At 72.1% G+C, this 23490-nt stretch carries 17 protein-coding genes; 13 read left to right on the forward strand and 4 right to left on the reverse strand.

Features of this window, described 5'->3' with window-relative positions; genetic code table 11:
• Nucleotides 1–250: 250 nt before the first annotated feature.
• The 7 genes from ACZ52C_RS21300 (at nt 251) to ACZ52C_RS21330 (ending at nt 12246) form a co-directional block, all read left to right on the forward strand.
• Entirely contained in the window at nt 251–2494 is a 2244-nt protein-coding gene (locus tag ACZ52C_RS21300) for a coiled-coil domain-containing protein (RefSeq protein WP_469076197.1), read from the forward strand.
• Nucleotides 2495–2583: 89 nt separating this feature from the next.
• Nucleotides 2584–2883: a hypothetical protein gene (locus ACZ52C_RS21305; protein WP_469076198.1), complete on the forward strand. Its 300-nt coding sequence runs from the start codon at nt 2584–2586 to the stop codon at nt 2881–2883.
• A 403-nt stretch (nt 2884–3286) separates the two neighbouring features.
• Nucleotides 3287–3838: a sigma-70 family RNA polymerase sigma factor gene (locus tag ACZ52C_RS21310; protein ID WP_469076199.1), complete on the forward strand. Its 552-nt coding sequence runs from the start codon at nt 3287–3289 to the stop codon at nt 3836–3838.
• On the forward strand, nt 3835–5130 hold the full coding sequence (locus ACZ52C_RS21315; RefSeq protein WP_469076200.1) for a hypothetical protein: 1296 nt from the start codon (nt 3835–3837) through the stop codon (nt 5128–5130). Before ACZ52C_RS21310 ends, ACZ52C_RS21315 begins: the two co-directional genes overlap by 4 nt.
• Nucleotides 5131–5188: 58 nt before the next feature.
• The gene (locus tag ACZ52C_RS21320; RefSeq protein ID WP_469076201.1) at nt 5189–9829 is read left to right on the forward strand and encodes an FtsK/SpoIIIE domain-containing protein; all 4641 of its coding nucleotides are present in this window, start codon (nt 5189–5191) and stop codon (nt 9827–9829) included.
• A 54-nt stretch (nt 9830–9883) separates the two neighbouring features.
• Complete coding sequence (miaB, locus tag ACZ52C_RS21325) at nt 9884–11410, forward strand: tRNA (N6-isopentenyl adenosine(37)-C2)-methylthiotransferase MiaB (RefSeq protein ID WP_469076202.1); 1527 nt, start codon at nt 9884–9886, stop codon at nt 11408–11410.
• Nucleotides 11411–11535: 125 nt separating this feature from the next.
• Complete coding sequence (locus ACZ52C_RS21330; RefSeq protein WP_469076203.1) at nt 11536–12246, forward strand: class III extradiol dioxygenase subunit B-like domain-containing protein; 711 nt, start codon at nt 11536–11538, stop codon at nt 12244–12246.
• Between the two features lie 67 nt (nt 12247–12313).
• On the opposite strand, the gene ACZ52C_RS21335 is transcribed toward ACZ52C_RS21330, so the two are convergent.
• Both ACZ52C_RS21335 and ACZ52C_RS21340 read right to left on the reverse strand, forming a co-directional pair.
• On the reverse strand, nt 12314–12610 hold the full coding sequence (locus tag ACZ52C_RS21335; RefSeq protein WP_469076204.1) for an antitoxin: 297 nt from the start codon (nt 12608–12610) through the stop codon (nt 12314–12316).
• Nucleotides 12611–12633: 23 nt separating this feature from the next.
• Entirely contained in the window at nt 12634–12921 is a 288-nt protein-coding gene (locus ACZ52C_RS21340; protein ID WP_469076205.1) for a hypothetical protein, read from the reverse strand.
• Nucleotides 12922–13102: 181 nt separating this feature from the next.
• Between ACZ52C_RS21340 and miaA the strand changes: the two genes are divergently transcribed.
• From miaA to hflX, 6 genes are all read left to right on the forward strand, one after another.
• Nucleotides 13103–14041 carry a tRNA (adenosine(37)-N6)-dimethylallyltransferase MiaA gene (gene miaA / locus ACZ52C_RS21345; RefSeq protein ID WP_086803219.1) on the forward strand — a complete coding sequence of 313 codons (939 nt, stop codon included), beginning with the start codon at nt 13103–13105 and terminating at the stop codon, nt 14039–14041.
• A gap of 102 nt (nt 14042–14143) precedes the next feature.
• Entirely contained in the window at nt 14144–14674 is a 531-nt protein-coding gene (locus ACZ52C_RS21350) for a hypothetical protein (protein ID WP_469076206.1), read from the forward strand.
• Nucleotides 14675–14791: 117 nt separating this feature from the next.
• Nucleotides 14792–15661 carry a diaminopimelate epimerase gene (dapF, locus tag ACZ52C_RS21355; RefSeq protein ID WP_469076207.1) on the forward strand — a complete coding sequence of 290 codons (870 nt, stop codon included), beginning with the start codon at nt 14792–14794 and terminating at the stop codon, nt 15659–15661.
• Between the two features lie 297 nt (nt 15662–15958).
• On the forward strand, nt 15959–18127 hold the full coding sequence (locus ACZ52C_RS21360; protein WP_469076208.1) for a RelA/SpoT family protein: 2169 nt from the start codon (nt 15959–15961) through the stop codon (nt 18125–18127).
• Between the two features lie 160 nt (nt 18128–18287).
• A complete protein-coding gene (locus tag ACZ52C_RS21365) occupies nt 18288–19769 on the forward strand; it encodes a M1 family metallopeptidase (RefSeq protein WP_469076209.1) in 1482 nt (493 codons plus the stop codon).
• Between the two features lie 221 nt (nt 19770–19990).
• On the forward strand, nt 19991–21490 hold the full coding sequence (gene hflX / locus ACZ52C_RS21370; protein ID WP_469076210.1) for a GTPase HflX: 1500 nt from the start codon (nt 19991–19993) through the stop codon (nt 21488–21490).
• Between the two features lie 21 nt (nt 21491–21511).
• Here the strand turns inward: hflX and ACZ52C_RS21375 are convergent, their stop codons facing one another.
• A complete protein-coding gene (locus ACZ52C_RS21375; RefSeq protein ID WP_469076211.1) occupies nt 21512–21781 on the reverse strand; it encodes a hypothetical protein in 270 nt (89 codons plus the stop codon).
• Between the two features lie 113 nt (nt 21782–21894).
• Nucleotides 21895–23127 (reverse strand): trypsin-like serine peptidase, encoded by a 1233-nt coding sequence (locus ACZ52C_RS21380; RefSeq protein ID WP_469076212.1) that lies wholly within the window; start codon nt 23125–23127, stop codon nt 21895–21897.
• Nucleotides 23128–23490: the final 363 nt, after the last annotated feature.

Below are 23490 nucleotides of genomic sequence, written 5' to 3' on the forward strand. Positions count from 1 at the left end.
CGAATCCTCCACGCGGTCCGGGACTTGGGGTACCGAAAGCAGACGTACCTGGGTGGCTTGAGAGTTCAAGAAAGTGGCGCACGCCACATTTCCCCCGGTCAGGGCGGTGCGGCCGAAATTTTTTTGAACCATCCGGGCCCGGCGCCTCGTCTACAGGGCGGCTCGGCACCGAACCCCGGCACGGGCCGCGGAATCGTTCCCGGCGCCCGGTCGCCTGCCACACGACCGCTTCGAGGAAAGGACGGCGGACATGGTGCGCGTCTCCTACGACTACGACCTGATGACCCTCCTCGCGCGGCATCTGTGGCACCTCCGCGACGAGCTGGACGTCACCTCGCAGACGGACAAGACGTTCGCCCCCGGGGACATCGGCCCCCGCCGGGAGACGGCCGAGGCGCTGGAGGACTTCTACGGGGCCTGGAAGAAGTCGTTCCAGGAGGGCTGGCAGGCCATGACCGACCTCGGCAACCTCCTCGACCGGGCCGGCAAGGCCTTCTACGACCAGGACGCCGCCCACGCCGCCGGCGCCGCCCAGCAGGTCACCTCCCAGGTGCGTGACGAGGCGACCCGGCAGAACGAGGTGCGCAAGCAGACGCTGGACAGTAAACGGCGCGCGTCGCTGGCCCGCCGTCTGGAGGCCGGCTACCAGAGGGAGCGGGCCCGTCTGAAGAAGGAGCAGGAGGCCCTCGTCGAGAAGCGGAACAAGCTCGACGAGCGGATCGCGGCCCAGGACAAGCGGCAGCAGGAGCTCAACCGGCAGCAGGAGGAACTCGCCGCGAAGCGGGAGCCCCTGCTCAAGCGGCAGGACGAACTCGAGGCCAGGCAGCGCCAGCTGTGGCAGGAGGAGAAGGAACTCCTCAGGCAGCGCGAGGAGAAGCTCCAGGCGAAGCGCGACGAACTGCAGAAGCAGTCCGACGCCCTTCGTGCGGAACAGGAACCCCTGGTCAAGCGGCAGGAGGAGCTCCAGCGCAAGCAGCAGCAGCTCTGGGAGGACGAGAAGGCCCTCCGCGCCGAGCAGGAGGCGGCGATGGAGAAGAAGGTCACCGCCCTCGAACAGGAGCAGAAGGCCTACGACGCCAAGCAGGACGCCCTCCAGGAGCGGCAGGAAGCCCTCCGGCGCAAGCGGGAGGCCCTGCTGGCCGGGGACGGTGTCACCCAGGCCGACCTCGACGCCTGGCAGCGCGAGCAGGACGCCCTCGACAAGGAACGTGAGGCCCTGTGGGAGTCGGAGGGCAAGGGCCTGGAGGCGCGCTGGGACGCGCTGGAGCAGGAGCAGCGCGACCAGCTGAAGGCGTTCGACCCGCTGAACGAGCGGCAGAAGGAGATCGACGCCGAGCGCGACGCGCTGGCCGCCGACCAGAAGCCCCTCGCCGAGCGCCAGGACGAGCTCCAACGGAAGCAGAAGGACCTCTGGGCCGTGGAGCGGTCCACCCAGCAGGAGGTCGAGGACGCCATGAAGGGCAAGCAGGACGCCCTCGACGCCGACCGCGCCGACCTCCAGTCGCGGCTGGCTCCCCTGGACCGGGAGGCCGCCGACCTCCGGACCCGCCAGCAGGAGCTGTGGGACGACCAGGCCGACACCGAGGACGAGCAGACCCGGCTGACCGAGGAGGAGAAGCCCCTCCAGCAGCGGCAGCAGGACCTCGAGGAGGGCTTCGGCAAGGCGTACGACGAGATCCGCGACCGGGACTTCGACAAGGACGAGGACCTCGGCCAGCTCCGGGGCATGCGCGGCGAGCTGGACGATCTGCCGCCCGAGGCCTTCGTGCCCAAGGGCTACACGATGGAGGACGAGAACAGCACCACCACGGTGTCGTTCCAGCTCGACGAGAACGGTGAGATCAAGGTCGACGCGAACGGTGACCCCGTGGAGACGACCACCACCGTCACCAACAAGAACACGGGCCTGTCGTACTCGGAGACGTACCACCCGCTCTCCGGCGAGGGCGACTCCGTGACGACGATCCGCAGCTCCGACGGCACCGTCACCAAGGTCTACACGGACGTCGACGCCGACGGGTCCGCGACGCGTTACGTCACCGACGCGACCGGCCGGGACACCCAGCAGATCTGGAGCAAGACGGCCGACGGCGACTGGGTGCTGCGGATGGACAAGGAGACCTACCTCGACTCCGAGGCCGGCAAGGAGGACGACCAGCAGTTCCTGGACCGTCCCCCCGCCTACCTGACGGTGGAGAACCCGGTCGTCGACGCCGACGGCCACCCGTCCCAGAACTCCTCCGCCCCGGGGACGACGACCCAGGTGCAGGACGGGGTCACGCGGACGAACTACACCGAGCCGGACGGCTCCGTCCTGAAGGTCGTCACCGACGAGAACTCGGGACAGCGCTTCGTGGCCGGAGAGAACAACGAGATCCAGGAGATCTGGCAGCGCCGCGAGGACGGGACCTGGTACCTGAAGGAATCCGTCACCCAGCACGAGCGCTACGGCGACGAACCTCCCCTGGGGACGCTCGGCGAGAACTGGCGCTGACCCCCCGCGGGTGCTGCGGCGCCCGCCCCGAAGCTCCCCGGGCGCTCTTCCCGCGCTGCCGGGTCCATCAACAGAGAACGAGGTGCACCATGCCGAAGAACGTCATCGACGACGAGGAAGTCGAGCGGACCGCCAAGAAGCTCGACTCCGCCGTCAGCGACACCCTGGTCCCCCAGCTGTCCTCGCTGCAGGCCGACGTAGAGAGCCTGCTCCAGGGCGGCCTGCTGCTGACGGCCACCAGCCCGAAGATGCAGACCTCCTACGCCAACTTCAACAAGTCGTTGACGGAGGCAGTGAACAACATCACGCAGTTCTCCAAGCAGTTCCGTGACATCTGCAACGCGGTGAACAATCTCGACTCGCAGATCGCGGGCGGCATCCCCGCCTGATCCACCCCCGAGACAGGGTGCCGGCCCCTCAACTCCCCCTCCGCCGGCACCCGTTGGGCAGGGGCGCCGGTCCTTCCCCCGGACCGGCGCCCCTGTCGCTTTTCACCCCGTCGTTCGACGAATCGAACCCCTCGGCCGCCGCCGGTTCTCCGGCCATCCGCCAGGAATGTTTCCTTCCCGTCAGTAACCTCAGGTTCTTCTCAGGAACCCTTGAAACATCCGGAAGCGCTCATAGACTCCCAGCGGAACCTCACCTTCCACCCATGAACCGTGAGGTCACCCGGGTACCCGTGCTCAGCTCCTTAGTCAGCCAACGCCGCCGCCGCGGCGCCCGACCGGACCGGCCCAGAGATCCACGCCGGCCCTGGGGGAATCCATGAGAACGCCCAGACCCAGTACCGCCATGTCCGGGAGCACCCCGGATTCCGGCGAGGCCACGCCCTCCTCCCACGACGGTTCCGTCCGCAAACTCTACGAAGAGCACCACGGCCCCCTGCTGCGCTATGTGGCGGGTCTCATCCGGGGGGACCGCCAGCGGGCCGAGGACTTCGTCCAGGAGACCCTGGTCCGCGCCTGGTTGAGCACCGCGACCCAGCCCCCGGGCTGGTCACCGTCCCGGGCCTGGCTGATGAGGGTGGCGCACAACCTGGTCATCGACTGGTCCCGCCGCGAGCGCGTGCACACCGACATCCCGCACGAACACACCCTGGACAAGCACCTCGAACCGGTGGACCCGATGAGCCAGGCCGTCCAGCGCCGTTTCATGGTCCACGCCCTCTCCCGGCTCTCCCACCCCCACCGCGAGGTCCTCTTCTACGTCTACGTCCTCGGCTGCACCGGAACCGACGCCGCCGACGCCCTCGGCATCCCCCCGGGCACCGTCAAGTCCCGCACCCATCACGCGATACGGGAACTGCGCCGCCGGCACCCCGAACACGCCCTGGCGGCGGCGTGACCGGGCCCGTCGCGACCGGCGCCGACGTGACGGCACACGGCAGCCGGCTGGTCGCGATCGGCAAGCCCGGCGACTCGGTCCTCACCGTCGTCATCGTCGCCGCGGTCGTCCTGATCCTGCTCGTGCTGCTGCTGCGGCACCTGATCCGCAAGCGGGGCGGCTGGCGCCGGTTCCGGCGCGGCGTCGGCCGGGAACTGACCCTCACCCGGCGGGCCTTCGGCGAGCCGCTGCGCGCCTACCGCCGCCACCGCCGAGGCGTCCGGGCCCTCGCCCGGCAGCTCTCCGACCCCCGGGGCGGACTGCTCGTACGACGGCTGTTCGACGCGGCGGCGGCCGCCCTCGCGGATGTCCCCGGCGCCGTGGCGCACGCCGTGCGGCTCGAACCCGGCTGGGCCTCCGTGCAGATCGCCGCCCGCCGGCTGCCGGAACCGCCCGCGCCGTGGGAGACCGCCGTCGAACCCGGCCCGCAGCGCTGGGAGCTGCCGTCGGACGAGGCGGACGCACTGCCGCAGGGCCGCACCCGCGCCGGTGCGGCCAGGCCGCTGCCGGTCGCCGTCGGGATGGCGGACGACGCCTGTGTCCACGTCGACCTGGCCGCCGGACCACGGCTGATCACCGTCGAGGGCGACACCGCCGCCCGCGGCCTGCTGTTCCAGGCACTCGCCGCCCAGCTGGACCGGCCCGGCAGCGGAGCCTCGGTGGTCGTCGCCGACGGGGTCCATCCGCAGCACCGGGGCCGACGGCTCGACGCGCTGCTGACGGAGCTGGAGACGGCCGCCGCCCCCGACGGTCGGAGCGCCGCCGAAGCAGCCGCAGCCCGGGAGCCCGACGACATCGGGGAGCCGGGACGCGCCGCCACCACCGTGGTCGTCTGCGCGGCCCCCACCCCGGACCAGGCCCGCCGGCTCGCCGCCCTCGCCGCCTCCGGTGCCGTCGTCTGTCTGGTCGACGGCCGGGTCGCCGGGCACACCTGGGCCCTCCGCGTGGACGGCCGGGGCCGGGTGACCGCGCCGGAGCTGGACCTGGACGCCGACTCGGGCCCCCTGGGCCGTGCCGTCGTGGCCGCCGTGCGCGCCGACCGGCGCCGCCTGCGCCGCGAGCCGCCGCCGGCCCGCCCGCGCCCGAGCCGCCCCGAGGAGCCCCGTCCGCACCTCCTGGACGAGACCACACCCCTCCGCGAACAGCCGGCGGAACCCGTCGTGCCCACCACCACCGGCACCGACCTGCTCGCGGAACCGGCCACCGCCCGCGAACGCCCCACGGCGGCCTCCTCCACCACCAGGGACGACTGACCGACAGGCCAGCTCCCGCACCATCCCCCCGCCCCCCGAACCACCCGCAAGGGGAGAAGTGAAACTCCTCATCACCACAGTCGACGGCGGCGATTCCCGCGGCAGCCAGGACGTTCTGCTCACCGCGTCCGGCAGCACCCCCGTCGAGGACGTCGCCGCGCACCTGGCAAGGCTGCGCGCCGGGGACACGGACGCGACCGACGGCGCGTTCCCCGCGCCCGGCCCCGCCCCCGCCTGCTTCCTGGGCGACGAGCCCCTCGCACCGGGCACCCCGCTCGCCGAAACCCGCCTCATGGACGGCAGTGTCGTCGCCCTGGGGCACCCGCGGGCCCCGGCCGTCACCGCGTACGGGCCCGAGCGCGACGCGATGCCGCAGCCGCACCGGCCGGACCACGCGGCCGTGGTCGAACTCCAGGTGGTGGGCGGCCCCGACGCCGGACGCGTGTACGCCCTCGGCCTCGGCACCCACGGCATCGGCCCCCTGGAGGACGCCGCCGTGCCCCTCGAAGGCCGCGGCCTGCCCGCCGAGGGCATCCGGGTGACCGTACGCCCGGACGGCTCGGCCGTCGTGGAGCTCCGCGAGGGCGGGCCCGCCCGGCTGTCCGTGCCGGAACCGCCGGAGCACCGGGGGCGGCCCAACACCCCGCTGCTGCCCCTGGCGGAGCAGGACGAGGAGGACGAGGGCGAGGACGCCCGGCCCGAGGAGGACACCGAGAACCCGGCACTCCCCGACGGCTGGCAGCCGTGGGCCGTCGGGGCCGAGCTGTCGGTCGGCGAGTATCTGCTGCGGCTGACCGAGCCGACCCCCAGGGACGCCGCCGTGGTGCCCTCCGAGGGCGGCGGCGGCCTCGACTACAACCGGCCGCCGCGCATCCTGCCCCACCTGGCACCCGAGCGGTTCCGGCTGCCCGGCCCGCCCGACCCGCCGGCCCGCAGACCGATCCCGCTGATGGTCTCGCTCGCCCCGATGGTCTTCGGCGTGGCCATGATGCTGTTCTGGAACTCGTACTTCTATCTGCTCTTCATGTTCCTCTCGCCGGTGCTGATGGCGGCGAACTACCTCAGCGGACGGCGCCAGGCCCGCAAGGACTACGAGGAGCGGTCCCGCGTCTACCGGCAGCGCCGGGCCTCCCTGGAGGAGGACATCCGCGAGAAGGTCGCCACCGAACGGCGGCTGCGCACCGAGAGCGCACCCGACCCGGCGGTCGCCGGACTGTGGGCGGTCGGCCCCGGCCGGCGGCTCTGGGAGCGCCGGCGCGGCGACCCGGACCACCTCGCCCTGCGCATCGGCACCGCGCCCCAGCCCTCGCTGCTCGGCATCGACGACACAGCCCGCGAGGACAACCACACCGCCGTCCACTGGACGATCCCGGACGCCCCCGTGAGCGTCGGCCTGGTCGACAGCGGCGTGGTCGGGCTGGCCGGAGCGCCCGGACCCGTGCAGGCGCTGGCCCGCTGGATGACGGCCCAGGCCGCCGTCCTGCACACCCCGCGCGACCTGCGGATCGTCGTCCTCACCGACAAGGGTTCCCAGGACTCCTGGAACTGGGCCCGCTGGCTGCCGCACTCCCGCGACGGCCTGCCCGGCACCCGCGGCGGCGCCGTCACCCTCATCGGCAACGACCCCGAGACGGTCGCCAACCGTGTCGCCGAGCTGGTCTCCACCCTGCGCACCCGCCAGCGGGCCGCCGAGTCCACCATGAGCAAGGCGCTGCTGAGCGAGCCGGACGTCCTCGTGGTCATGGACGGCGCCCGGCGACTGCGCGACGTGCCGGGTGTGGTGTCCATCCTCAGGGAGGGCCCCGGCGTGCGGATCTTCCCGCTCTGCCTGGACCAGGAGGAACGGCTCCTGCCGGAGGAGTGCACCGCCGTCGTCCGCCACGAGAACCACCGGCTGACCCTGCGCCGCACCGGGCTGCCCGACATCCCCGACATCCGCCCCGACCTGGTCGAGCCCGACTGGTGCGAGCGCGCCGCCCGCGGCATCGCCCCGATCCGTGACGTCACCCCGGACGCCTCCGAGGGCCTGCCCGGCGAGGTGGGGCTGCTGGACCTGCTCGGACTGCCGCAGCCGGACGCCGCGCTGATCACCGCCCGCTGGGCGCGGCGCCCGGCGTCCACCGGCGTCCTGCTGGGCGCCGGCTACGACGGACCGGTCGCCTTCGACCTGGTCAAGGACGGACCGCACGGACTCGTCGCCGGCACCACCGGCTCCGGCAAGTCCGAACTGCTGCAGACCTTCGTGGCCTCCCTCGCCGCGATGAACCGCCCCGACGAGCTCACCTTCGTGCTCGTCGACTACAAGGGCGGCAGCGCCTTCAAGGACTGCGTCGACCTGCCCCACACCCTCGGCATGGTCACCGACCTCGACAGCCACCTCGTGCAGCGCGCGCTCACCTCGCTCTCCGCCGAACTCACCCGCCGCGAGCACCTCCTGGCCGAGGCCGGCGCCAAGGACCTGCCCGAGTACCAGGGCATGCGCCGCCGGACCCCCGAACTGGCGCCGGTGCCCCGACTGGTGATCGTCATCGACGAGTTCGCCACCCTCTACCGGGAGATCCCCGACTTCATCCCGGGCCTCGTCAGCATCGCCCAGCGCGGCCGCTCCCTCGGCATCCACCTGATCCTGGCCACCCAGCGCCCCGCCGGGGTCGTCAACTCCGACATCCGCGCCAACACCAACCTGCGCATCGCGCTCCGGGTCACCGACTCCTCGGAGAGCATGGACGTCATCGACACCAAGGACGCCGTCAGCATCTCCCCGGCGACCCCCGGGCGCGCCCTGGCCAGGCTCGGCCACGGCACCGTCGTCCCCTTCCAGACCGCGTACGCCGGCACCCCCAGGCCCGTCGCCGAGCCCTCCGCCGAGGCCCGGGCCCGCCAGGAACGGCAGGCGGCCGAAGAGGCCCGGATCTGGGGCACCGCACTCCACTGGCAGCGCCTCGGCCGAGCCGTCGCCCGGCCCGGAGGCCCCGAGGGGGAGCAGGGCCCGGACCCGGTGGACCTGACGGCCGAGGAGGCGCCCACCGACCTCAACGCCCTGGTGGAGGCCCTGTCCGAGGCCGCACGGCTCGCCGACTGCGTCCCGCAGCCCAGCCCCTGGCTGCCCGCGCTCGGCCAGCAGGTCCTGATCGACGACCTGCCCCAGCCGGACACGTCGGGCGGCGCCCGCCCCGCCCCCGTCTCCTGGGCGCTCTCGGACATCCCCGAGGCCCAGGCACAGCTGCCGGTCCGGCTGGACCTCGCCGAATTCGGACACCTGTACGTCGTCGGGGTCCCGCGCTCGGGCCGCTCCCAGGTGCTGCGCACCATGGCCGGAGCACTGGCCCGCGCCCACTCCAGCGCCGACGTCCACCTCTACGGCGTCGACTACGCCGGCGGCGCGCTCACCGCGCTGGGCGTGCTCCCGAACACCGGGGCCGTGGTCCCCCGCGGTGACGTCGAGCGCCTGGAGCGGCTGTTCGCCAGGCTCGACACGGATCTGGAGCGCCGTCAGGAACTGCTCACCCGCCACCACGCCGGCAACCTCACCGAACTGCGCGAACTGGTCGCCGCCGGGGACCGCCCGGCGCACGTGATGCTGTTCATCGACGGCTGGGACGCCCTGATCGAGGCCGTCGCCGACCACAACGGCGGACGCCTGGTCGAACAGCTCAACCGCCTCCTGCGGGAAGGTGCCGCGGCGGGCATCCACCTCGTCGCCACCTCCGAGCGCGCCCTGCTGTCCGGGCGGGCCACCGCCCTCAACGACAACAAACTGCTGCTGCGCCTGAACGACCGCACCGACTACCACGCCGTCGGCAAGCGGGCCCGCGACATCCCCGACCTCGTCCTGCCCGGCCGCGGCTTCACCTCCGACGGCGGCACCGAGATCCAGGTCGCCCTGCTCGCCCCCGGCGCCTCCGGCCAGGAGCAGGCGGAGGCACTGCGCCGGATCGGAGCCGAGGCCACCCGCCGTGACGCCGGACTCCCGGCCGACCGCCGCCCCGCCCGCATCGGCACCCTGCCGGTCAAGGTCACGTTCACCGACGCCTACGAGAAGGTGGGGGAGGAGCTCCGCCGGCCGATGTGGGGCCTGCTGGGCCTCGGCGGCGACGACGTCTCCCCGGTCGGCGTCGACTTCGCGGACACCTCGCCCACCTTCTCGGTGGTCGGCCCGCCCGGCTCCGGCCGCAGCACGACCTTGGCCGCCCTCGCCGTCTCCCTGCTGGCCGCCGGCACCCGCCTGGTGATCCTCGCCCCGCGCGAGTCGCCGCTGCGCACCCTGGGGAGCCACCCCGGCGTACGGCTGATCACCGCGACGGAACCCACGGTCGAGGAGTTCACCGAGGCCCTGGAGGCCGGCGGCGGACCCCGGGTGGTCATGGTGGACGACGCCGACCTGTTCGTCCTGCCGGACATCGACCAGAACCTGCGCTCGCTGGCCCAGTCCGGCCGGGACCACGGCATCGGCATCGTCATCGCGGCCACCGCCGAGACCATGACGGGCGCGATGGGCTGGCTCAGCGCCCTGAAACGGCACCGCAAGGGCGTCCTCCTCGGCCCGCAGAGCGTCCTGGAGGGCGACTTCGTCGGCGCCCGCCTCGCCCACGCCCACCTGCGCGGCCGCAAACCCGGCCGGGGCCTCACCGTCGACCAGCGCACCGGCGAACTGATCAACGTGCAGATCCCGGAGACCGTGCTCGACGCGGACCACTGAGACCGCGGCGCCCGGGGGACGAGGGCTCCCCGGGCGCTGCCTTAGGCTTACGGAGTGACCAACAGCAGCGACCGGAGTCAGGCAGTGGACGTCAGGACATACGAAGTGCGTACGTATGGATGTCAGATGAACGTCCATGACTCCGAACGCCTGTCAGGTCTCCTGGAGGACGCCGGCTACGTCCGCGCCCCCGAGGACGCGGGCGAGGGCAACGCGGACGTCGTGGTCTTCAACACCTGCGCCGTACGGGAGAACGCCGACAACCGCCTCTACGGCAACCTCGGCCGCCTCGCCCCGATGAAGACCGCCCGCCCCGGCATGCAGATCGCCGTCGGCGGCTGCCTGGCCCAGAAGGACCGGGACACCATCGTCAAGAAGGCGCCCTGGGTCGACGTCGTCTTCGGCACCCACAACATCGGCAAGCTGCCCGTCCTGCTGGAGCGCGCCCGCGTCCAGGACGAGGCCCAGGTCGAGATCGCCGAGTCCCTGGAGGCCTTCCCCTCCACGCTGCCGACCCGCCGCGAGAGCGCCTACGCCGCCTGGGTCTCCATCTCCGTCGGCTGCAACAACACCTGCACGTTCTGCATCGTCCCGGCCCTGCGCGGCAAGGAGAAGGACCGCCGTACCGGCGACATCCTCGCCGAGATCGAGGCCCTGGTCGGCGAGGGCGTCTCCGAGATCACCCTGCTCGGCCAGAACGTGAACGCCTACGGCTCCGACATCGGCGACCGCGAGGCGTTCAGCAAGCTGCTGCGGGCCTGCGGGAAGATCGAGGGCCTGGAGCGCGTCCGCTTCACCTCCCCGCACCCCCGCGACTTCACCGACGACGTCATCGCCGCCATGGCCGAGACGCCGAACGTGATGCCGCAGCTGCACATGCCGCTCCAGTCCGGCTCGGACACGGTCCTGAAGGCGATGCGCCGCTCGTACCGCCAGGAGCGCTACCTCGGGATCATCGAGAAGGTCCGCGCGTCCATCCCGCACGCGGCCATCACCACCGACATCATCGTGGGCTTCCCCGGCGAGACCGAGGAGGACTTCGAGCAGACCATGCACGTGGTCCGCGAGGCCCGCTTCACGCAGGCGTTCACCTTCCAGTACTCCAAGCGCCCCGGCACCCCCGCCGCCACCATGGAGGACCAGATCCCCAAGGCGGTCGTCCAGCAGCGCTACGAGCGCCTCGTCGCCCTCCAGGAGGAGATCTCCTGGGAGGAGAACAAGAAGCAGGTCGGCCGCACCCTGGAGCTGATGGTCGCCGAGGGCGAGGGCCGCAAGGACGGCGCCACCCACCGCCTCTCCGGCCGTGCCCCCGACAACCGTCTCGTCCACTTCACCAAGCCGGACCAGGAGGTCCGCCCCGGCGACGTGGTGACCGTCGAGATCACCTACGCCGCGCCGCACCACCTGCTGGCCGAGGGCGCGGTCCTGGACGTACGGCGGACGCGGGCGGGCGACGCCTGGGAGAAGCGGAACGGCCTGCCGGCGGAGAAGCCGGGGGGTGTGTTGCTCGGGCTGCCGAAGATCGGGGTTCCGGAGCCGTTGCCGGTGGCCACCACCGGTGGGTGCGGGGTTTCTCGGTAGCGGGTTCGGTTCGGTTCGTCCGGTTGTTCGCGGGCTGCCGGTGAGTGGGGGTTGTTCGCGCAGTTCCCCGCGCCCCTTCAGGGCGCGGGTGTCACCCCCGGGCTGCGGAAGTTACCCTGCGCACCATGCTTGTCGCCGCCGCCGTCTGCCCCTGTCCGCCGCTGCTCGTGCCCGAGGTCGCCGCCGGGGCCGCGCCCGAGCTGGATCCGGTGCGGGACGCGTGCGCGGACGCGCTCGGAGTGCTCGCAGCCGCCCGGCCGGACCGGCTGGTGGTCGTGGGTCCCGCCGGGCAGGAGGCGTCCTACCCCGAAGGCACCCCTGGCTCGTTCCGGGGCTTCGGCGTCGCTCTCGACGTCCGTCTGGGGCGCGACGGCGGCACGACGGCCCCCGCGGCGCGGCTGCCCGCCTCCCTCGCCGTCGCCGCCTGGCTGCTCGGCCGCACGGGCTGGGCCGACGCCCCCGTGGAAGGGCTCGGGGTGGCGGAACCGATCACGGTCCAGCGGTGTATCCAGGTCGGAAGGGAAACCGCCGGAGTGGCCGAGCGGGTGGCTCTGCTGGTGATGGGCGACGCCAGTGCCTGCCGCACGCTGAAGGCCCCGGGGTACCTGGACGACCGCGCGGCCGGTTTCGACGCGCGGGTCGCGCGGGCGCTCGCCGACGCCGACACCGAGGCCCTGAAGGGGCTGGACCCCGGGCTCGCCCGCGAACTGCAGGCCTCCGGGCGCGCTCCCTGGCAGATCCTCGCCGGCGCCGCGCAGGGCACAGGCCTGGGCGGCAGCCTGCTCTACGACGACGCGCCGTACGGCGTGGGCTATCTGGTGGCTGCCTGGTCGTAGACCTGGGACCGGACGCGGCGGACGGCCGGGAGCGCCTGGCTCCGCGGCCGTCCGACGAGATGCGTGTTCAGGAAGCCGGCGGCGGGGGTGCGGTGCCGCCGCCGGGGGGCGGGGGTGTGGTGCTGCCACCCGGGGACGGGGGTGTGTGACCGCCGTCGTGGTGCGCGAGTCGGTCCATGGCGTGCTTCGCCCTGCCCGTGCCCGACTGGATCCTGTCGCTGTACTTGCCCTTGGTCTTCCTGTCGACCGTGTGCGCGGCCTTGTCGAGACCGTGCTGGATCTTGCCCTCGTGCTTCTGCGCGAGGTGCGCGACCCTGTCCCTGGCCGGGGAGAGTTTGGATTTCACGTTATCCAGCAGGTGCATGATTCACCTTCCCGCGCGGGCAGTCACTTGCGGGCGTTCTCACTGGACTCGTTGTCCGCCGCCTGGTCGGCCGTCTGCTGCTTCGGGATCTCCACGTCGTCCGCCGCGTCGACGGTCTCCGCCGCCGGCTCGGCCGCGTCGTCCTTCGGCTCGGCCTCGGACGTGCTCCCGGCCTCCGGGCGGGCGGACTCGGTGGCTCCCTTCGCCTCCTCCGGCTCCTTCGCCTCCGTCTCGGCGTCCGGCTCGGGCGCCGTCACGGCGGCCTCGTCCGCGTCCTTCGCCTTACGACGGAACAGTGAGAAAACGCCCATATCAACCTCAATGCTAATCATGCGGGCTAATTCCCGCCCTCTCCCGGAGCGTCCGATTGCGTCATCCGGGTCGCCGGCACTCGAAACCGGCGCTGCGAACACGCAACACGCAACGACTCCGGCCCTCCCGCGTCACGTAGCTCGTTCGAGAATCGGGCCCGGGATTTGCGAGACTGGGGCGGTGAGCAACGCAGTTCCCCCATCGCGGGTCATCGCCGTCGTCGGACCCACCGCGGCCGGAAAGTCCGATCTGGGCGTCTTTCTGGCGCAGCGCCTCGGCGGCGAGGTCGTCAACGCCGACTCCATGCAGCTCTACCGGGGGATGGACATCGGCACCGCCAAGCTGACCCCCGAGGAGCGTCGCGGAGTCCCGCACCACCTGCTGGACATCTGGGACGTCACGGCCGCCGCCAGCGTCGCCGAGTACCAGCGGCTCGCCCGCGCCCGCATCGACGCCCTGCTCGCCGACGGCCGCTGGCCGATCCTGGTGGGCGGCTCCGGGCTGTACGTCCGGGGCGCCGTCGACAACCTGGAGTTCCCCGGGACGGACCCCGAGATCCGCGCCCGGCTGGAGGAGGAGCTGACCCTGCGCGGCTCCGGCGCGCTGCATGCCCGGCTCGCCGCCGCCGACCCCGAGGCCGCCCACGCGATCCTGCCCAGCAACGGCCGCCGCATCGTCCGCGCCCTCGAAGTGATCGAGATCACCGGAAAGCCGTTCACGGCGAACCTGCCGGGCCATGACGCGGTCTACGACACCGTCCAGATCGGCGTCGACGTGGCACGGCCCGAACTCGACGAGCGCATCGCCCGCCGGGTCGACCGCATGTGGGACGCCGGACTGGTCGAAGAAGTGCGCTCACTGACGGCGCAGGGGTTGCGCGAGGGGCGTACGGCGTCGCGCGCGCTCGGCTACCAGCAGGTCCTCGCGGCACTGGCCGGGCAGTGCACCATGGACGAGGCGCGTGCCGAGACCGTCCGTGCCACCAAGCGCTTCGCGCGCCGCCAGGATTCATGGTTCAGGCGGGACCCTCGGGTGCATTGGCTCAAGGGAGGGCTCGCCGACCTGACGGAACTCCCGCAGCTCGCACTGGCGTTGGTCGAACGACCGGTCACAGCCTGATCACGTCATGGCATCGGGTCGCCCCGCCGGTCATCCGGGCTCGCGGGAGCGTGCCATCATCGAGCTTCGATCGACCAAGTGGAGTCCGAGTTGGGAGGGCGCGTGGCGATGGAGGCCGGCCCTCGCGACACCGCACAAAGTACGGAGCAGGGCACCGCGCAGGACGCGGACCAGCTGGTTACCGAGGGGTACGCACTGGATTCCGAAGGTGATCCGCTGAGCCCTGACGGGCCGGAGGACCAGAGTCCCGGCGGCGTCAGCGACGACGGACCGGAACCGGACGACATGACCGGTCCGGAGGTCGAGGTCGAGCTGCGCCCCCAGCGCAGGCTGCGGCTGTGGCAGCTCGCCCCGATCGTGGGCCTCGGCGCGGTCGGCTCCCTGATGTTCGCCTTCCCGCTCGCCTTCGAGTTCGGGGACGGCGGCGCCGTGGTCGCCATGCTCGGTCTGCTGATCTGCGCCACCGCGGCCGGCTGGGGCATGATGGCCGCCCGCCGGGTCGGTTACACGTGGCCCGGGCTGCCCGCCCGCGGCTCCGGCCGCCGCCCGGACTGGCGCCTCGTCCTCGCCTACGCCCTGGTCGTCGCCGCGGTCGCCTTCCTGGCCGTCTGGCGAGTGGCGCGGCTCCGTTAGAGCGCCCCGCAAGGGGCGCGGGGAACTGCGCGACCAGCCACGATCGACCCGCGCGGCCCCTCCACACGCAAGCCCGCCCCCGGCCCTCCGAGCGGAGCGCTCCCGTACGATCGGGGCATGAGCACGCGGATCGCCTTCCTCAAGGGGCACGGGACCGAGAACGACTTCGTGATCGTCCCGGACCCCGAGAACGCCATCGACCTCTCCCCGGCCGCCGTCGCCGCCCTGTGCGACCGCCGCGCGGGCATCGGTGCCGACGGCGTGCTGCACGTCGTCCGGTCCGCCGCCCACCCCGAGGCGCGGACGCTGGCCGCCGAGGCGGAGTGGTTCATGGACTACCGCAACGGCGACGGCTCGATCGCGGAGATGTGCGGCAACGGCGTCCGGGTCTTCGCGCGCTACCTCCTGCACGCCGGGCACATCACCGAGGGCGACCTGACCGTCGCCACGCGCGGGGGCGTGAAGAAGGTCCACATCGACAAGGGCGGCGACGTCACCGTCGGCATGGGCAGCGCCCGTCTCCCCGAGGGCGACGTGACGGTGAGCGTCGGCGAGCAGAGCTGGCCCGCGCGCAACGTCAACATGGGCAACCCGCACGCGGTGGCGTTCGTCGACGACCTCGCGGACGCCGGCGATCTCCTCGCCGCGCCCCCCTTCAGCCCCGCCTCCGCCTACCCGAACGGCGTCAACGTCGAGTTCGTGGTCGACCGGGGCCCCCGGCACGTGGCGATGCGCGTCCATGAGCGCGGCTCCGGCGAGACCCGCTCCTGCGGCACCGGCGCGTGCGCCGTCGCCGTGGCCGCCGCCCGGCGCGACGGCGCCGACCCGGCGGTCACGGGGACCCCGGCCACCTACACCGTCGACGTGCCCGGCGGCACGCTGGTGATCACCGAACGGCCCGACGGCGAGATCGAGATGACCGGCCCCGCGGTGATCGTCGCCGAGGGTGAGATCGACGCCAAGTGGCTGGAAAACGCGGTGCGTTGAGATGTGATAGGGCTTCAGATCAAGGCGTCTGGGGTGCCGACGCTGTAGGGATCCAAGCCCACCATGTGTTCAGGGGTGCGAATCCATGGCGCACCCCAAGTGGGGTGGCCGAAAACCGTAAACCTCGGAACCTTCGCTCGAATGGGTGATCCGTTTCACGCTCGGCGAGAGGCGGTCGGACGGGCGTGATGGGCTCGGTAGCATCAAGCACCGGCACGGACGGGGGAACGACACGATCCCCGAGCCGCCGCACGCCCTGGGGCACCCGTCCGCCGGTCCACGCAGCCGGAGGTGCCCATGAGCGCGGAGGCCACGAACCCCGCCGTATCGCCCGCCCCTGCGCCGCCGCCAGCGCACCGCAGGAAGGGCCGACCTCGAATCGACCTGCGCCGTCTGGGCCGCGCCGCACTCCTGGGCCCGACGACCCGCGACCGGTTGCCCGACGCGATCAGCCATGTCGCCGAGGCGCACCGCGCCCACCATCCCGACGCCGACCTGGAGCCGTTGCGCCGGGCGTACGTCCTCGCCGAGTCCTCGCACCGCGGCCAGATGCGCAAGAGCGGTGAGCCGTACATCACCCACCCGCTCGCCGTGACGCTGATCCTCGCCGAACTGGGCGCGGAGACCACGACCCTGACGGCCTCTCTGCTCCACGACACCGTCGAGGACACCGAGGTGACCCTCGATCAGGTGCGCGACGAGTTCGGCGAGGAGGTGTGCTTCATCGTCGACGGCGTCACCAAGCTGGAGAAGGTCGACTACGGCGCCGCCGCCGAGCCCGAGACCTTCCGCAAGATGCTCGTCGCCACGGGCAACGACGTCCGCGTGATGTCGATCAAACTCGCCGACCGGCTGCACAACATGCGCACCCTCGGCGTGATGCGCCCCGAGAAGCAGGAACGCATCGCCAAGGTCACCCGGGACGTCCTGATCCCGCTCGCCGAACGACTCGGCGTGCAGGCGCTCAAGACGGAGCTGGAGGACCTCGTCTTCGCGATCCTGCACCCCGAGGAGTACGCCCACACCCGCGAACTCATCGCGGACAACGCCGCACAGGCCACCGACCCGCTCGCCGAGATCGCCGACGAGGTCCGCGGCGTTCTGCGCGAGGCGGGCATCCAGGCCGAAGTCCTCATCAGGCCGCGCCACTTCGTCTCCCTGCACCGCGTCTCCCGCAAACGCGGACGGCTGCGCGGCACCGACTTCGGCCGGATCCTGGTCCTCGTCGGCGAGGACGCCGACTGCTACGCCGTCCTCGGCGAACTGCACACCTGCCTCACGCCCGTGGTCTCGGAGTTCAAGGACTTCATCGCCGTACCGAAGTTCAACCTGTACCAGTCGCTGCACACCGCCGTCGCGCGCGGCGACGGCCAGGTCGCCGAAGTCCTCATCCGCACCCACCGGATGCACCAGGCCGCCGAGGCCGGTGTGGTGGCGCTCGGCAATCCGTACGCCGCTCCCGCGGAGGAACAGCCCGAGGGGCGGCGGACCGACGGCGAGGGCGAGCGCATCGACCCCACCCGTCCCGGCTGGCTCTCCCGGCTCCTCGACTGGCAGGAGGCGGCCCCGGACGCCGACATGTTCTGGTCGACCCTGCGCGAGGACCTCGCCCAGGACCGGGAGATCACCGTGTTCCGGCCCGACGGGGGCACGTTGGGGCTCCCCGAGGGCGCCAGTTGCGTGGACGCGGCGTACGCGCAGTACGGCGAGGACGCCCACGCCTGTATCGGCGCCCGCGTCAACGGCCGTCTGGCGACGCTCAGCACAGTTCTGAAGGACGGTGACACCGTCCAGCTCCTGATGGGCCAGGACCCGGCCTCCGAGCCCTCCAGAGAGTGGCTGGAGCACGCCCACACGCCCGCCGCGCGCATCGCCATCCAGCGCTGGCTCGCCACCCACCCGTCACCCGCAGCCGAAGAGCACCAGGAGCGCGAGAGCGCCCGCGAGGACGAGACACCCGCCCTGCGCCCCGCCCTCGACGAGCCCGCCACCTCCGGCTCCGACTCCGTCGGCGCCGTGGTCGTCGTCGACCGGCCCGAGGCGACCGTCCGGCTCGCCGGCTGCTGCACCCCCGTACCGCCCGACGAGGTCACCGGGTTCGCCGTGCGCGGGGGAGTGGTGACCGTGCACCGCGTCGAATGCGCCGCCGTGACACGGATGAAGGGGCTGGGGCGCCCCGAGATCGACGTGCGCTGGGGCGACACCACCGAGTTCCGGGTCACCCTCGTCGCCGAGTCCTTCCAGCGCCCCCATCTGCTGGCCGACCTCACCGAGGCCATCGCACTAGAAGGCGTCGACATCGTCACCGCCACCGTCGAACCCCCGACCCAGCAGCGCGTCCGCCACACCTACACCCTGCAACTCCCGGACGCCGCCCATCTCCCCGCCCTGATGCGCGCCATGCGGAACGTGGCCGGCGTGTACGACGTGGGCCGGGCCCAGCACCAGGCGGTGGCCGCCCACTGAGCCGAGCGGGACGGGCGGGGGCGGTCCGGCGGACGGGGGCGGTTCGGCGGACGGGGGCTGTTCGGCGGACGGGCGGCTCGGAGGACCGTGAGCCGCTCGTTCGAGTGGGCCCGCTGCGCGTCGGCCGCACGGAGCGGGAGCGCGCTGGTAGCGGTGGTCCATGCCGCTCACCCCACGCTTCAGGAGCCGCCGCGTCCAGGCCGCGCTGCTCGCCTCCGCCGTCTCCGTCTGCCTGATCGCCGCGAGCGCCCCGTCCCCCGCCGTCCCGCTGGGCGTCGGCGACCGGCTCTTCCCGCACCTCGGCAACCCGGGGTACGACGTGCGGTCGTACGACCTCGACTTCACCTACCCCGGCAGCAACAGCCGGCCGCTCACCGCCGTCACCACCATCGACGCCCTGACGACCTCCCCGCTGGAGCGGATCAACCTCGACTTCGCCCACGGCAAGGTCGACTCCGTCGAGGTCGACGGGGCGCCCGCCGCCTTCACCGGGGCGGGCGAGGACCTGGTGATCACCCCCCGGGAGCCGCTGCCCGAGGGGAGCCGGACACGCGTCACCGTGCGGCACACCAGCGACCCGGTCTACACCGGCGACACGGAGGGCGGCTGGGTACGGACCGCCGACGGACTGGCGATGGCCAACCAGGCGGACGCGGCGCACGTCGTCTTTCCCTGCAACGACCACCCCTCCGACAAGGCCATGTTCACCGTCCGCGTCACCGTCCCCGACGGCTACACGGCCGTCTCCAACGGTCTCGCCACCGGCACCGACCGCGCCGCCGGCACCACCACCTGGACGTACCGCACCCAGCACCCCATGGCCACCGAGCTGGCCCAGGTCTCCATCGGCCGCTCCGCCGTCCTGCGCCGGACCGGACCCCACCGCCTGCCGGTGCGCGACGTGGTCCCCGCCAAGGACCGCGAGAAGCTCGAACCGTGGCTCGCGAAGACCCCTGCCCAGATCGAGTGGATGGAGGGCAAGGTCGGCCGCTACCCCTTCGAGACGTACGGGGTGCTGATCGCGGAGGCGCAGACCGGGTTCGAGCTGGAGACACAGACACTGTCGCTCTTCGAGCGGGCGCTGTTCGTCCGGCCCGAGTACCCCCGGTGGTACGTCGAGTCGATCATGGTCCATGAGCTGGCCCACCAGTGGTTCGGCAACAGCGTCAGCCCCCGCACCTGGTCCGACCTGTGGCTGAACGAAGGGCACGCCACCTGGTACGAGGCCCTGTACGCCGAGGAGACCGCCGGCCGGCCCATGGCCGCGCGCATGAAGGCCGCGTACGGAGCCTCCGACCGCTGGCGCGCTGCCGGAGGACCCCCGGCCGCGCCCAAGAAGCCCAAGAACGGTCAGAAGATCGGCATCTTCCGGGCGAACGTCTACGACGGCGCCGCCCTCTTCCTCTACGCCCTGCGCCAGGAGATCGGCGCCTCCGCCTTCGGCCTGCTGCAACGGGCCTGGGTGACCGTCCACCGGGACGGCGTCGCGTCCACCGCCGACTTCCAAGACCTCGCATCCCGGATCGCCGGACGCGACCTGGGCGACTTCTTCCACGCCTGGCTCTACGAGGTGCGGACACCGCCCATGCCGGGGCACCCCGACTGGACGTCGGCCCCGGTGGAGGCCCCGGCCCGGCGATGACCCGGATCCGCACGGGTGTGACCCCCGTGCGGACGGGAAATAACCCGGGTGACGAGACGGGGCGTGCCGTGCGACCATCATCGGGTCGACGACGGCGAACTCCGGGAATCCCCGGACGGCCCCGGACGTTGTCACCGGTGACGGATCGGAATCCGTGACGAACGGATCGGGATCATGAAGATCCGCCGCCCTTCGGTATCCCCCATCGACGTAAGGACCCAATGACCTCCTCTTCTTCCCCTTCCCAGGCCGCGCAGCGCGCCTTCGCGCAGAACAACCCCGAAGGTCTTCGGGCCGATGCCCTGATGGAAGAGGACGTCGCCTGGAGCTTCGAGATCGACGGAGAGCGGGACGGCGACCAGTTCGACCGCTCCGACCGCGCGGCCCTGCGCCGCGTGGCGGGCCTCTCCACCGAACTCGAGGACGTCACCGAGGTCGAGTACCGACAGCTCCGCCTGGAGCGCGTCGTGCTCGTCGGTGTCTGGACCACGGGAACCTCGCGGGACGCGGAGAACTCGCTGGCCGAGCTCGCCGCCCTCGCGGAGACCGCGGGCGCGCTCGTGCTCGACGGCGTGATCCAGCGCCGCGACAAGCCGGACGCGGCCACCTACATCGGCTCCGGCAAGGCCAACGAGCTGCGGGACATCGTCATCGAATCGGGCGCGGACACCGTCATCTGCGACGGTGAGCTGAGCCCGGGCCAGCTCATCCACCTCGAAGACGTCGTCAAGGTCAAGGTCATCGACCGTACGGCCCTGATCCTCGACATCTTCGCCCAGCACGCCAAGTCCCGGGAGGGCAAGGCGCAAGTCGCGCTCGCGCAGATGCAGTACATGCTGCCGAGGCTGCGAGGCTGGGGTCAGTCGCTGTCCCGTCAGATGGGCGGCGGCAAGGGCGGCGGCCTCGCCACCCGTGGTCCCGGTGAGACCAAGATCGAGACTGACCGGCGCCGGATCCGCGAGAAGATGGCGAAGATGCGCCGGGAGATCGCGGAGATGAAGACCGGCCGCGAGATCAAGCGCCAGGAGCGCCGACGGAACAAGGTGCCCTCGGTCGCCATCGCGGGCTACACCAACGCGGGCAAGTCCTCCCTGCTCAACCGGCTCACCGGCGCGGGCGTCCTGGTCGAGAACGCCCTGTTCGCGACCCTCGACCCGACCGTGCGCCGGGCCGAGACCCCGAGCGGGCGGCTGTACACGCTGGCGGACACCGTCGGCTTCGTACGCCACCTGCCGCACCACCTGGTCGAGGCGTTCCGCTCCACGATGGAGGAGGTCGGCGACTCCGACCTGATCCTGCACGTGGTCGACGGTTCGCACCCCGACCCGGAGGAGCAGCTGGCCGCCGTGCGCGAGGTCATCCGTGACGTGGGCGCCACGAACGTGCCCGAGATCGTGGTGATCAACAAGGCGGACGCGGCCGACCCGCTGACGCTCCAGCGGCTGCTGCGGATCGAGAAGCGCTCCATCGCGGTCTCGGCCCGCTCCGGCCAGGGCATCGAGAAACTGCTCGCCCTCATCGACGACGAACTGCCGCGCCCCTCGGTCGAGATCGAGGCGCTCGTGCCGTACACCCACGGCAAGCTCGTCGCCCGCGCCCACACCGAGGGCGAGGTGATCTCCGAGGAGCACACCCCGGAGGGCACCCTGCTCAAGGCCCGGGTGCACGAGGAACTGGCGGCCGACCTGGCACCGTACGTGCCGTCGACGACCACGGCCTGACCGCCGGGCCGGGCCGGACCGTCAGGCGGTTGAGCTGACTGTTCGGCCGCGCCGTTCGCGCAGGCGTACCCGCAGGCCCGCACCCTCCGCCGAGGGGCGGGCCTTCGGTTTGTGCGGGGGCACCGGCCGCTTGGTGCCCCCGCGCACCCCACGTCCGTCCCCCGTACTACGGGTCTTCTCCTCGACCTCGTAGCCGGGGGAGGTCTCCAGCTCGCTCTCGGCCATCGAGCGGGGCACGACGTCCCCGTCGTGACCGTCCGGGCCGCCCTCACCGCCGAACTCCGCTGTCACGCCCACTATGCGGGGGCGCCGGGGGACGGTCGGAGGGCGCGCGACCGGAATTTCCGAGGGGCGCCGCCCCGGTGCCGCCCCTCCCGGGGCGGCACCACCTGATCAGCCGGACGTCACTGCGACGCGAACTTGTCGCTCACCGCCCGGTACACGCCCTGGGCCTCCTTGCCCAGCCGCGGCCCTGCCAGCCAACCGGCGCTCACCGGGCCGATGGAGGTGTTGGACACCAATGCGGGCTCACCGTCCGCACCGGTCGCCACCCAGCCACCACCGGAGGAGCCACCCGTCATCGAGCAGCCGATGCGGTACATCGTCGGGTCGGACTCGACGAGCGAGAGCCGCCCCGGCTTGTCCGTGCACTGGTACATCGTCTCGCCGTCGTACGGAGCCCCGGCGGGGTAGCCGGTCGCCGTGATGCTCTCCACCTGCGCGACGGCGGGCGCGTCGAAGTCCACCGGCAGCGCCGAACCGACCATCTCCTCCAGCGACTTGCCCCCGCTGCCCTCCTCCGGCGTCACATGGATCACCGCGAAGTCGTACGGCGCCCCGTCCCCGCCCGTCTGACCACCCTGCTCGATCCACTGGTCCGAGGTCTGCGCCCAGTCACCCCACCAGACGCCGTACGGGGCGACCTCTTCCTTCGTGGCCGTCTGCGACTCCGACGCCGCCATGGCACTGTCGTTGTACGAGGGCACGAAGGCGATGTTGCGGTACCAGCCGCCCGACTTGCCGGCGTGCACACAGTGACCAGCGGTCCACACGAGGTTGGACTTGCCCGGGTTGGCCGGGTCCTGCACCACCGTCGCCGAGCAGACCATCGTGCCCTCGGGCGCGTCGAAGAAGACCTTGCCCGCCTCGGGCACGTTGGCGTGGTACTGCGCCGCCACCGCCTTCGCGTCGACGGGCTCCGGCGCGGGGTCGGTCACGCCCTGGTCACCGGTGAGGTCGCCCTCGTCGACCTCCTTCTCCGGCTCCTCGGCGTCCCGCATCCGGTCCGGGTCCCACAGGTCCTTGATGATCGGGTTGACGTAGTCCTCGGCCTCGCGCAGCCAGTCGTCCTTGTCCCAGTTCTTCCAGGCCCCGCCCCGCCACTTGTCGAGGTCGATCCCGTGTTCCTTGAGCTTGTCCTTGATGTCGTCCGGGATTCTGATCTTGCCGTCGCCCCCGCTGCCGGTGTCCTGAGCGGACGCCGACGCCTCCGCGTTCGCCGTCGTGTCACCCGAGCCGCACGCGGTGGCGGTCAACGACAGAACCGTGGCCAGGCCGACCGCGGCCAGAACGTGGGGAGTCGTGCGGCGCGTGCTCCTCCCACGACGAGCGGCGAAGAGCGGTCGTATGGGTCGCATGGTTTGAACTCCCCCTGGGGCGTATGAGTCTGTGGTGCCGAAACGGACAGTGCGCGACTCCTCCGCGCGCCGGCCGCCTCCTTGTACGTAGCCGACACGTCATTCGCGCGGCTCCGCACCTCTGTTTCTTCGTACGTATCTGCGTACGCAGTGCCGTCCCCGGCCTGGTGTCAGCCACCGAGCCGCGTCCTTCGGAACGGCACCACACACTATGCGGTCGTTGTGGGGGACATCCGATGGAACGGCAACGGTTTCGCTACGAGCCGACGCATACGCGGAACCGAGCGCGGCCACATGTCCTGGGTGTTCTCCTTGGCGGCCGTCCGCCACCTCACCGCCGTCAGGCGGGGCGGCGACCGATCT

The organism is Streptomyces sp. NPDC034049 (assembly GCF_055575575.1).